Raw genomic sequence first — 10,527 nt, forward strand, 5'->3', positions numbered from 1 at the left:
TCTAGGCTTCCGCCCGTCTTGTAGGGACGACTCTCTGTGGGACCGGACGGCGACTCTTCCTGTCCGCGATGGAAAGAAGAACAAGGCAATGGCGACCGGTACCGTGAAGTGGTTCAACGATGCGAAGGGCTTCGGCTTCATCACCCAGGACGGCGGCGGCGAAGACGTGTTCTGCCACCACACCGCCATCAACATGGACGGCTTCCGCTCGCTGGCCGAGGGCCAGAAGGTGGAGTTCGAAGTCACCAAGGGCCCCAAGGGCCTGCAGGCGCAGAACGTTCGCGGCGTCTGAACCCGTCGTCATCCTGACGACTTCCTGATTCGCCAGAAGGTCCGATCCCCACCGGGTTCGGGCCTTCTGTGTTTTCCGGCGCACGCTCGGCCTACCTGCAAGGGTCCGAAGGATGACGGAAAGCGAAAGAGGGGAGTGGACTTCTCCCAGAGCGGGTGCCTAGTGTGCGCCCGTCTTGTAGGGTTGACTCTCTGTAGGGCCGGACGGCGACTTTTCCTGTCCGCGATGGAAAGAAGAACAAGCAAATGGCTACCGGTACCGTGAAGTGGTTCAACGATGCGAAGGGCTTCGGCTTCATCACCCAGGACGGCGGGGGCGAGGACCTCTTCTGCCACCACACGTCCATCCAGGCGGATGGCTTCCGCTCGCTGGCCGAAGGCCAGAAGGTGGAGTTCGACGTCGCCAAGGGCCCCAAGGGCCTGCAGGCGCAGAACGTTCGCCCCATCTGAGCCCGTCGTCGTCAGCCTGACGACTTCGTGACTCACCAGAAGGTCCGATCCATTCAAGGGTCGGGCCTTCTGTATTTTCCGGAGCCCCCCATGCCCGCCCGTCCCTCGCGCTTCTCGCGCCTGCGCCTCCTCCCGCTCGTGGCCGGTCTCGGCTGCGCCACCGCCTCCACGCCCACGGCGCCCGCTCCGTCGGCCGCCCGCACCGCCGGAGTCGCCCCGTCCGCGCCCGTGTCCAAGGAGGCCCTCGCCGCGCTGAAGCTGGAGCTGGTGGCGAAGCATGGAGAAGCGCAGAAGGCCCGCATCGACCGCGGCGTGGAGCAGGTGGCCGCGCTCTGGCGCCCGGAGGACGGGGACCTGGCGGCCTTCGCGCGCGAGCAGTTCCTGCCGGAGGGCCCACAGCTGGACGCGACGTTTCGGCGCCTGGAGGGCCTGTTCGAACAGCTGGATGGCCACATGAACGAGCTGGGGCGCGAGCTCCAGTGGTTCACGGACCTGGACCTGGGGCCGCTGTTGCCGGTGGAGTCGCTGCTCGCGGCGTACGACCCGTCCTCCAACGTCACGTCGGACCTGTTCCAGGCGAAGCCGGGCTTCGTCGTGCTGCTCAACTTCCCGCTCACCACGCTGGCCGAGCGCGCGAAGGCGGGCCCGACGTGGACGCGGCGGCAGTGGGCGGAGGCGAAGCTCGCGTCGCGCTTCAACCGGCGCGTGCCCGCGGAGGTGGAGCAGCAGGTGTCCAAGGCCATCGCGGAGGCGAACCTCTACATCGCCGAGTACAACATCTGGATGCACCACCTGGTGGACGCGAAGGGCCAGCGGCTGTTTCCGCAGGGCCTGCGGCTCATCAGCCACTGGAACCTGCGCGACGAGCTGAAGGCGGACTACACCGACGCGAAGGGGCTGGCGAAGCAGCGGATGATCGTCCAGGTGATGGAGCGCATCGTCACCCAGACCATCCCCGCCGCCGTCATCGACAACCCGCGCGTGGACTGGGATCCGTTCACCAACGCCGTGACGGTGGCCCCACCGGACTCGGTGGAGCCGAACGCGCCGGAGCGCGTGGCCGGCACCAGCGTGAAGGCGGACGTCGCGCCGGAGCCGGACACGCGCTACGCGCGGCTGCTCGCCACCTTCCAGGCATCGCGGCGCGCGGATCCGTACTCGCCCGTGGCCCCCACGCGCATCGCGCGCAGCTTCGAGCTGGACCGGGGCCTGCCGGAGGAGAGGGTGCGCGCTCTCTTGACGGAGCTGCTCGCCTCGCCGCTGGTGCCGCGCGTGGCGAAGCTTATTGAATCCCGGCTGGGCCGCCCGCTGGAGCCGCAGGACCTCTGGTACCCGGGCTTCCGTCCGGGCGCGAAGGTGCCCGAGGCGCAGCTGGATGCCCTCACGCGCAAGCGCTACCCCACGGCGGACGCGTTCGCGCGCGACATCCCCCGCATCCTCCAGGGCCTGGGCTTCACGAAGGAGAAGGCGGACACGCTCGCCTCGTACATCCGCGTGGACGCGTCACGCGGTGCGGGACATGCCCAGCAGGCGCTGCGCCGGGGCGACTTCCCCCGCCTGCGCACGCGCGTGGAGAAGGGGGGCATGGACTACAAGGGCTACAACATCGCGGTGCACGAGCTGGGGCACAACGTGGAGCAGGTCTTCAGCCTGTACCAGGTGGACCACACGCTCCTGTCCGGCGTCCCCAACAACGCGTTCACGGAGGCGCTGGCCTTCGTCTTCCAGGCGCGCGACCTGGAGCTCCTGGGCCTGGGCCAGCCCGACGCGGCCAGCGAGCGCGAGCGCGTGCTCAACGACTTCTGGCAGTCCTGGGAGATCGCCGGCGTGGCGCTGGTGGACATGGCCACGTGGCACTGGATGTACGACCACCCGGACGCCACGCCCGCGCAGCTCCGCGAGGCGGTGGGCCAGGTGTCGCGGGACGTGTGGAACCAGTACTACGCGCCGGTGCTGGGCCGGAAGGACAGCCCGCTGCTCGGCATCTACAGCCACATGATCAGCTACCCGCTGTACCTGCCGGACTACCCGCTCGGGCACCTCATCGCGTTCCAGATTGAAGAGCACCTGAAGCAGCACGGCCCGTTGGGCGCGGAGTTCGAACGCATGGCCATCTTCGGCTCCGTCACCCCGGATGAATGGATGCGCCACGCCACCGGGGCCCCCGTCAGCGCGGAGTCTTTGTTGAGGGCCACCGCCAAGGCGCTGTGATATCCGGACATTTCTTCTTTGACGCTTACTGGAGGAATGACCGTGAATCCTATTTTCCGTGCGCTGTTGCTGGGCTCGTTGTCCACCGTGGTTGGCTGTGCCTCGATGAGGGGCGGGACGAAGCCGACGCCTCCGCCGCCCGCGTCGCTGGTGGACAACTGTGACGACACGCAGAAGGCCGTCTCGAAGGAGGCGGACGCGCTGGCGAGCCCGTACGGCATTGATCAGCACGTGGAGAAGAACTTCGCGGACCGCAAGGTGTCGTGGCTGATGACGGACAGCGCGTACCAGAAGTTCGTGGTGCAGACGGGCGCGAAGAACTTCGGCCGCTGCAACGACGTGGCCTGCTACCTGTTCGCGGCGCCCGCGGGGACCATCCAGGGCGCGGTGGAGAAGGCGAAGACGGCGGACGGGAAGCACGACCCCGCGGTGCTGGGCCAGGCGCTGGGCCTGCCGGCGAAGAACTTCGAAGGCCCGCTGCGGATGATGACGCTGGACCTGGCGGCGCAGAAGGTCTGCACGCGGCTGCCGGTGGACGCGGATCCGGGCGTGTGGAAGTGCACCACGCCCGAGGACAAGGACTGCTTCAAGTTCGGCGGCTACACGTCCGGCGGGGTGCCGGAGGTGATGGTCATCAACGCGCCGGTGGCTGACACGCAGGTGGCGGAAATCCCATGAGCGACGAAGAGGTGGTGCTCCAGAGCCCGCTCCTGTACCGCGTGCTGCGTGGCAGGGACGGGGCGCTGTCCATCGAGGTGCTGGTGGGTGGCATCGTCCAGTTCGAGGTGCGCGTGCTCCTCAACGACGAGGAGACCGCCTCCTTCGCGAAGGAGGGGCGCGCCTTCGCGGACCGGATGGCCCAGGCCATCATGGCCGACCCGCCGTTCGACGGTCGGTCGGTGCGCTCGCCGGTGCTGTGACGTTCGCATCGGGGGCCCGTGTCGCGCGGGCCCCCGATGTTGCATCCGGGCCTACGGGCTGGCAGCGGTGTTGCCGGGCACGTCCACCAGTTCGACGTCGAATTGGAGCACGGCGTTGGGCGGGATGCGCGAGCCTTGGGGCGGACGCTCGCCGTAGGCGGTGCTGGCGGGGCAGGTGAGCTTCGCCTTGGCGCCCACCTTCATCTTCTGCACGCCCTGGGTCCAGCAGGGGATGACGCCGTTGAGCGGGAACTCCACCGGCATGCCGCGCGAGTAGGAGCTGTCGAACTCCGTGCCGTCGACGAGGGTGCCCTTGTAGTGCACCTTCACGGTGTCGATGGCGCGAGGCGTCTTTCCGGTGCCGGCCTTGAGCTCACGGTAGATGACGCCGGAGGGCAGCCGCGTGGCGCCGGGCTCCTTGGAAGCACGGTCCAGGATGGCGACGTTCACCTGGGCCTGACGCGACTTCGCCAGGGTCTGGATCTTCGGGGTGTACTCCTTGGGGTCCACGAGGGGCGCCGCTCCGGAGAGCGAGTCCTGGAGGCCGCGCTGGAGGAGCTGGATCTCCTCGGGCGTCAGGGCGAGCGCCGTCACGCTCTGGCCCAGCGTCAGCCCGAGCGAATAGATGGTCTTCTGATCATCCGTCTTGAGCTCCACGGGGGGCGCGGGCGCCTTCGCGGCGGCCTCGGGCGCGGCGGCCGGCTTGGAGGTCTTCGTCGGGGCCTGGGCCTGGGCGAAGCCCGGAACACCGAGCGCGAACACCAGGGCCGCCATCCACTGCATACGCATGCTTCCGCCTTTCACGAGAACGGGGCGACTATAGGGCCGCTCATGCGCTGCCGGTCATCCCTCGCACGCACAAGCCAATGCGAAGAATCCAGCGAGCGGAAAAACGCGGCGCATGAAGCCCAGCCTATCGCGGTGGGAGAGCGTCGTTTTCTTGCGCGCATGACGACTGACCGTACTGTGCCTCCAGGTCGCTTCACCCCCGAAGCGACCTGTTGCACCAGCCGGAGGTCATGAGCCAATGAGCGAGAAGCGGAAGGCCAATCGGGCGCCCCTGGACATCTACCTCAACAAGTACATGGGCGGCGTGCCGTACATGACCCGCGCCGCGGACATCAGCCAGGAAGGTGTCAGCCTCTCCCGCCTCATTGAGCCCCAGAACGACGCACGTCGCGTGGGCCTCCAGTTCCAGCTCCCCGGCTCCGAGGAGATCATCTACGCCGAGGGTGAAGTCGTACGTGAGTGGAAGGAGTTGGGCCGCCGCGAGCAGTCGGGCGTGCGCTTCACGCTCCTCACCGAGCGGCACCGCAAGATGATCGACGCCTACGTCGACCGTCACGCGAACGAGAACTGACGCGAGGTGTTACCCCGCGCGTGTGCCACCGTGATTGCGCGGTGCCACCAGCGGTTCGCAGTGCGCGCGAGCGGCGTCGGCCCATCCCCCGGGTCGCCTTGACTTCGCGCGGAGTGGCCCCCTTGAATGACCGGAGAAGTTTTCCTGTGCGCTCGCCGGATCCACGGCGACAGCGGGAGGAGTGCTCCGTGAGGCGTTCGCTGTGGGGATTGTTGCTGGCCGTGCCGCTGACGGCGCTGGGCCAGGGCAAGGACGCGAAGGCCGCCGCACCCACGACACCCCCCGCTGCTGAAGCCCCGCGCGCCACCTCCGCGCCGGGCATCAACTGGGAAGGCCAGGTCCTGCGCGCCACGGGCTCCGGTGCGCCGGACCTCAAGGCCGCCAATCCCGCGCAGGCCCGTCTGGGCGCCGAGCGCGCCGCGAAGCTGGACGCGTTCCGCAACCTGCTGGAGCAGGCCAAGGGCATCCAGGTGAGCGCGGGCCGCACCGTGGGCGACGAGTGGGCGCGCGACGAGGTGAAGGGCCGCGTCGAAGGCGCCATCCGCGGCTACAAGGTCGTGGCCCGGCGCTACTTCTCCGACAGCGGCGTGGAGCTGGACGTGGAGGTGCCGCTCGCGGCGCTCTCCGCGGCGCTGATCCCCGCGCAGGACGTGGCCATCGTGCTCAACGCCGAGGGCGCGAAGAAGTACACGGGCCTCGTGGTGGACGCGCGGGGGCTGGGCCTGAAGCCGGTGCTCTCGCCCCGACTGGTGGACGCGGCTGGCAAGCCGCTCTACGCGGCGACGGTGCTCACGGACGAGGCGCGCGGCGCGACGGGCGTGGCGGCCTGGTACGAAAGTCTGGAGGCCGCCCGGAAGGCCGCGCTGGTGGGTGACAAGCCGCTGGTGGTGAAGGCCGCGCAGGTGCAGGGCTCCGACCTGGTCCTCAACGCGGAAGGCGCCCGCGCGCTCACCGAGGCGGACATGCGCTTCCTGGCCGAAGGTCGGGTCGCCATCGTCACGCAGTAGCGCCGAGGTCCGAGGAACGACCATGCCCCTGAAGCTCTCCGCGCTCTGCCTGTTCCTCGCGACCACGGCGCTCGCGGCCGCGCCCAGGTCGACTCCCGGCGTGGTGGTGAAGGAAGCCACCGGTGAGGCCGCCATCGTGGGCGGCAACGTGGACAAGGCGTTCAACGAGGCGAAGGCCGCCGCGCTGCGCGAAGCCGTGGAGCAGGTGGCCGGGGTGATGGTGTCCGCGGACACGCTCACCGCGAACAGCCAGTTGATCAGCGACCGCGTCTTCACGAACAGCGCCGGCTACGTGCGCCGCTACGATGTGCTGGGCCGCGAGGTGCTGGCCGACGTCGCGAAGGTGACCGTGCGCGCGGAGGTGGGCACGGAGCAGCTCGACAAGGACCTCCAGGCCGTGCAGGCGCTGATCCGCCGGCTGGGCAGCCCGAAGCTCGTCATCCTGACGCAGGAGCAGACGGTGGATCCGAAGGGGCTCGTCACGAATGGCGGCCTGTTCGCCACGGTGTTGACGGACGCCTTCAAGCAGGACCAATGGACGATCATCGACCCGCACTTCGCCGCGGGCAAGGTGAAGCTCCAGCCGGGCGTGGCGCTGTCGGCCACGGAGGCGAAGGAGATCGGCGACCTGAGCCGCGCGGACTACATCCTCTACGGCACGGTGGTGTTCCGGCAGCAGCCGCCCACGGGCAACGGCATCATCCCGGAGGTGGATGACAAGGGCCGGCAGCTCGTCTTCTCCGTGTCCGGCGAGTACGACCTGGCGGTGTTCGCCACCGACAACGGCAGCCAGCTCGCGAAGGTGGCGGGGAAGTTCGCCTCCGGGCCAGACGACCTGGGCGGGCCGTCGAAGGCGGTCATCTCGTATGACAGGACGGCGTATGAGATCGCGCGTCGGCGCGGCCAGCGCATCATCACCGAGGTCCGCGCCCCCGTCATCGAGTACGTGCGCGCGTCCCAGCAGGACGGCAACCGCGTGTCGGTGACCGTGCTGGGGCTGAAGGACTACGCGGCGGTGCAGGCGTTCCGCAAGGTGCTGGCGGAGTCGCTCACGGGCCTCCGGGGCGAGCCGGGCAAGGCGACCTTCGGCAAGGACGCGACGCGCTTCGACCTCACGTTCCTGGGAGGCACGGACGAACTGGCCGGGCAGCTCGGGGGCAAGACGTTCCAGAAGCGCAAGGTGCTGGTGACGGGCGTGACGGCGAACACCGTCGAGCTGACCGTGGCGCCGTGATGCACTTCCGGTGGACGGCGCTGCTCGCGCTGGTGTCCGCGCTGGGCGGCTGCGCGGCGAAGCAGGAGCAGCCGGCGACGATGGCCCGGGCCCGCGAGTTGATGGCCTCCGCCGAGGGCAAGCGCGGCGACCTCGTGCTCCGGTGCGAGCCCGAGGACGCCGAGGTCCTGCTGGACGGCGTGCAGCAGGGCACGTGCAGTGATTTCTCCGGCGTGTCCCGCAGCCTGCGCCTGGGCGAGGCGGGCTTCCACCAGGTGGAAGTGAAGAAGCGCGGGTTCTGGCCCTACACGACCTACTACGAGCCCAGCGGGGCGCGGGTGACGCTGAAGGTGAAGCTTCGTCCCGTGACGCCCGAGGCCAGCGGAGGTGCTCCGTGAAGCGACAGCGCAGGACGTGGGCGGTGCTCCTCGCAGGCCTGTTGCCGGGGCTGGCGTTCGGGGCCATTGGCCGGGTGGATGTGCTGGAGGGCACCGCGTCGCGGCTGCCGGAGGGCGGTGCGTCTCAACCGCTGGCGGTGGGCGCGGACGTGGAGGTGAAGGACACGCTGGAGGTCGGGCCGAAGTCCAACCTCAAGCTGACCCTCAACGACGGCAGCGTGCTGATGCTGGGCGAGGGCAGCCGGCTGTTCATCAGCGAGGCGGACTTCGAGGGCCAGGAGCGCAAGGGCTTCGTCGCGAAGCTGGGCCTGGGCAAGGTCTGGGCGAGCGTGAAGAAGGCGCTCGCGGGCTCGCAGGCGAAGTTCGACGTGGAGACGGACCGCGCGGTCGCGGGCGTCCGGGGCACGCGCTTCCGGGTGGACGCCGCCGCACCCACGGTGATGGGCGCCCTCTCGCCGCGCACGCTGGTGCAGGTGTCGGAGGGCAACGTGCGGGTGACGGCGCGGCTGCCGGTGAAGCCCGGCGAGGCGAAGAAGACGAAGCCCGGCGAGCGCACCCAGGTGCCGGGGCCCCACGAAGTGACGCTGGAGCAGTGGACGGAGAAGTTCATCCAGCTCCAGGCGAACCGGCAGGTGGTGGTGGACGCGGAGCTGGGCCGGACCAAGGTCGGCGCCCTGGACCGCAAGGTGGCGGACGACGCCTTTGGCCAGTTCGTCAACCGCAATCAGGGCCCCCAGACGCCGTAGGATGGGCGGGGACAGGGAGGCGGTCATCGGACGTCGCAAGAGAGGCAGTGAGCGCGCGGTGAAGGCTCCGGAACCCGCCGCGTCCCCGGACGTGCTCCCGGTGCTGCATGTCGTGCACCCGGAGCCCGTACCCCCGGCCGGTGATCCCGGGGCCCTGGACGAGGCCGAGGCCCGCCGGGTCGACTTCGTGTGGTCCGGCGTGATGGTGGGCTCGCTCGCGCTGGTGTTCGCGCTCCTGTCGGTGTTCGGCGGGGTGGCGGTGCCGGTGCTGCTGGCGCTGACGGGCGCGTACGCGTTCAACCCGCTGGTGACGCTGCTGGAGAAGCGCGGCCTGGACCGCACGCTGGGCACGTCCGTGCTGTTCTTCGCGGGCACGCTGTTGCTGGTGGGCGCGGGCCTGTACCTGGTGCCGGTGTTCCGCGACGAGGCTGCCAAGCTGCCCGGCTTCTTCCAGCGCGCCAGCACGCAGGTGGTGCCGCAGGTGGAGTCGCTCTTGGGCGTGTCGCTGCCGGAGCTCGTGAGCCAGCGCACCGCGGAGCTGGGCGAGAAGGCCTCCGAGCTGCTCCAGAGCGCGGGCCCCACGGCGGCGCGGCTGGTGGCGAGCTTCGCCGGCAACACCGCGCGCTTCGCGGCCACGCTGCTGGGACTGTCGGTGGTGCCGGTGCTGGCGTTCTTCTTCCTGCAGGACTACCCGCGCCTCATGGGGCGCATCCAGGACCTGCTGCCGCGCCGCTCGGTGGCGCTGTTGACCCAGCGCTTCCGCGAGGTGGACGAGGTGCTCTCCGCCTTCGTGCAGGGTCAGCTCACCGTGGGCGCCATCCTGTCGGTCATCTACGCGGTGGGGCTGTCCCTGGCGCGCATCGACCTGGCCATCGCCATCGGCCTCATCGCGGGCTTCGGCAACATGGTGCCCTACCTGGGCACGGGCATCGGCGTGGTGCTTGCGGTGCTGGGCGTGCTGCTGTCGTGGCAGGGGCCGTGGCAGCTGGCGGTGGTGGTGACGACCTTCGTGGTGGGGCAGCTCCTGGAGGGCTTCGTCATCACCCCGCGCGTCGTGGGTGAGAAGGTGGGCCTGGCGCCGGTGGCGGTCATCATCGCCGTGCTCGCGTTCGGGGAGCTGTTCGGCTTCGTGGGCATCCTGCTCGCGGTGCCGGCCAGCGCCATCCTCAAGGTCGTCCTCAGCGTGGTCATCCAACGCTACCGCCGCACCGACCTCTACAAGGGGGGAGCGCGCGCGCCGTGACGAAGCTGGAAGCACTGCACCGCGAGATCACCGCGTGCCGGGCCTGCCCCCGGCTCGTGGAATGGCGCGAAGAGGTGGCCCGGGTGAAGCGCCGGGCCTACCGCGACTGGGACTACTGGGGGAAGCCCGTGCCCGGCTTCGGCGACCCCGGGGCCCGGCTGATCATCGTGGGGCTCGCGCCCGCCGCGCACGGTGCCAACCGGACGGGGCGGATGTTCACGGGGGACCGCTCCGGCGACTTCCTCTTCGCGGGCCTCCACCGGGCGGGCTTCGCCTCCCAGGCCCGTAGCGAACGCCGCGACGACGGGCTCCAGTTGAAGGACGCCTTCATCGTCGCCGCCGCCCGGTGTGCGCCGCCGGACAACAAGCCCCTGCCGGAGGAGGTGGCCCGGTGCGCGCCCTTCCTCGACCGGGAGATGGCCTTGTTGCCCGGCCGGGTGCTGCTCGCCCTGGGGGCCATCGGGTGGAACGCCGCGCTGGCGTCGGCGGTGCGGGTGGGCAACGTCCTGCCTTCGCCAAGGCCCGCGTTCGGCCACGGGGCCGAGTTCCGGCTGCCGGACGGCCGGTGGCTCGTGGGCAGCTACCACGTCAGCCAGCAGAACACCCAGACGGGGAGGCTCACCCCCGCCATGTTCGATGCGGTGATGAAACGCATCCGGGCGTTGTTGGAGGGAGCGGGGTAGGTGGG

13 protein-coding genes are annotated in these 10,527 nt (G+C 69.8%); 12 read left to right on the forward strand and 1 reads right to left on the reverse strand.

What is annotated here, in order from left to right:
* Positions 1–88: 88 nt before the first annotated feature.
* The 5 genes from D7V97_RS12400 to D7V97_RS12420 all read left to right on the forward strand — a co-directional run bounded on the left by D7V97_RS12400 (position 89) and on the right by D7V97_RS12420 (position 3,872).
* Complete coding sequence (locus D7V97_RS12400) at positions 89–292, forward strand: cold-shock protein (protein WP_120610827.1); 204 nt, start codon at positions 89–91, stop codon at positions 290–292.
* A gap of 245 nt (positions 293–537) precedes the next feature.
* Positions 538–741 carry a cold-shock protein gene (locus tag D7V97_RS12405; RefSeq protein WP_120610828.1) on the forward strand — a complete coding sequence of 68 codons (204 nt, stop codon included), beginning with the start codon at positions 538–540 and terminating at the stop codon, positions 739–741.
* Between the two features lie 90 nt (positions 742–831).
* Entirely contained in the window at positions 832–2,952 is a 2,121-nt protein-coding gene (locus D7V97_RS12410; protein WP_120610829.1) for a hypothetical protein, read from the forward strand.
* Positions 2,953–2,988: 36 nt separating this feature from the next.
* Complete coding sequence (locus tag D7V97_RS12415; protein ID WP_120610830.1) at positions 2,989–3,630, forward strand: hypothetical protein; 642 nt, start codon at positions 2,989–2,991, stop codon at positions 3,628–3,630.
* Positions 3,627–3,872 (forward strand): hypothetical protein, encoded by a 246-nt coding sequence (locus D7V97_RS12420; protein WP_120610831.1) that lies wholly within the window; start codon positions 3,627–3,629, stop codon positions 3,870–3,872. The genes D7V97_RS12415 and D7V97_RS12420 overlap by 4 nt, the downstream gene beginning before the upstream one ends.
* A 51-nt stretch (positions 3,873–3,923) precedes the next feature.
* On the opposite strand, the gene D7V97_RS12425 is transcribed toward D7V97_RS12420, so the two are convergent.
* Positions 3,924–4,661: an FKBP-type peptidyl-prolyl cis-trans isomerase gene (locus tag D7V97_RS12425; protein WP_120610832.1), complete on the reverse strand. Its 738-nt coding sequence runs from the start codon at positions 4,659–4,661 to the stop codon at positions 3,924–3,926.
* Between the two features lie 238 nt (positions 4,662–4,899).
* Between D7V97_RS12425 and D7V97_RS12430 the strand changes: the two genes are divergently transcribed.
* The 7 genes from D7V97_RS12430 to D7V97_RS12460 all read left to right on the forward strand — a co-directional run bounded on the left by D7V97_RS12430 (position 4,900) and on the right by D7V97_RS12460 (position 10,522).
* Positions 4,900–5,232, forward strand: a complete 333-nt coding sequence (locus tag D7V97_RS12430; RefSeq protein WP_120610833.1) for a PilZ domain-containing protein — start codon at positions 4,900–4,902, stop codon at positions 5,230–5,232.
* A 188-nt stretch (positions 5,233–5,420) separates the two neighbouring features.
* Complete coding sequence (locus D7V97_RS12435) at positions 5,421–6,239, forward strand: LPP20 family lipoprotein (protein WP_120610839.1); 819 nt, start codon at positions 5,421–5,423, stop codon at positions 6,237–6,239.
* A gap of 22 nt (positions 6,240–6,261) precedes the next feature.
* Entirely contained in the window at positions 6,262–7,473 is a 1,212-nt protein-coding gene (locus D7V97_RS12440) for a hypothetical protein (RefSeq protein ID WP_120610834.1), read from the forward strand.
* On the forward strand, positions 7,473–7,850 hold the full coding sequence (locus D7V97_RS12445; protein WP_120610835.1) for a PEGA domain-containing protein: 378 nt from the start codon (positions 7,473–7,475) through the stop codon (positions 7,848–7,850). The genes D7V97_RS12440 and D7V97_RS12445 overlap by 1 nt, the downstream gene beginning before the upstream one ends.
* A complete protein-coding gene (locus D7V97_RS12450) occupies positions 7,847–8,596 on the forward strand; it encodes a FecR domain-containing protein (RefSeq protein ID WP_158623346.1) in 750 nt (249 codons plus the stop codon). The genes D7V97_RS12445 and D7V97_RS12450 overlap by 4 nt, the downstream gene beginning before the upstream one ends.
* Before the next feature lie 58 nt (positions 8,597–8,654).
* On the forward strand, positions 8,655–9,839 hold the full coding sequence (locus D7V97_RS12455) for an AI-2E family transporter (RefSeq protein WP_199728783.1): 1,185 nt from the start codon (positions 8,655–8,657) through the stop codon (positions 9,837–9,839).
* Complete coding sequence (locus tag D7V97_RS12460) at positions 9,836–10,522, forward strand: uracil-DNA glycosylase (RefSeq protein WP_120610838.1); 687 nt, start codon at positions 9,836–9,838, stop codon at positions 10,520–10,522. Before D7V97_RS12455 ends, D7V97_RS12460 begins: the two co-directional genes overlap by 4 nt.
* The last annotated feature ends 5 nt before the right edge of the window (positions 10,523–10,527 follow it).

The organism is Corallococcus sp. CA053C (assembly GCF_003611675.1).
Taxonomy (GTDB): domain Bacteria; phylum Myxococcota; class Myxococcia; order Myxococcales; family Myxococcaceae; genus Corallococcus.

Excerpts from the sequence above, each read along its gene's own strand:
- D7V97_RS12400 (WP_120610827.1), top strand. The coding sequence starts at position 89 with ATGGCGACCGGTACCGTGAAGTGGTTCAACGATGCGAAGGGCTTCGGC.
- D7V97_RS12405 (WP_120610828.1), top strand. The coding sequence starts at position 538 with ATGGCTACCGGTACCGTGAAGTGGTTCAACGATGCGAAGGGCTTCGGC.
- D7V97_RS12410 (WP_120610829.1), top strand. The coding sequence starts at position 832 with ATGCCCGCCCGTCCCTCGCGCTTCTCGCGCCTGCGCCTCCTCCCGCTC.
- D7V97_RS12415 (WP_120610830.1), top strand. The coding sequence starts at position 2,989 with ATGACCGTGAATCCTATTTTCCGTGCGCTGTTGCTGGGCTCGTTGTCC.
- D7V97_RS12420 (WP_120610831.1), top strand. The coding sequence starts at position 3,627 with ATGAGCGACGAAGAGGTGGTGCTCCAGAGCCCGCTCCTGTACCGCGTG.
- D7V97_RS12425 (WP_120610832.1), bottom strand. The coding sequence starts at position 4,661 with ATGCGTATGCAGTGGATGGCGGCCCTGGTGTTCGCGCTCGGTGTTCCG.
- D7V97_RS12430 (WP_120610833.1), top strand. The coding sequence starts at position 4,900 with ATGAGCGAGAAGCGGAAGGCCAATCGGGCGCCCCTGGACATCTACCTC.
- D7V97_RS12440 (WP_120610834.1), top strand. The coding sequence starts at position 6,262 with ATGCCCCTGAAGCTCTCCGCGCTCTGCCTGTTCCTCGCGACCACGGCG.
- D7V97_RS12445 (WP_120610835.1), top strand. The coding sequence starts at position 7,473 with ATGCACTTCCGGTGGACGGCGCTGCTCGCGCTGGTGTCCGCGCTGGGC.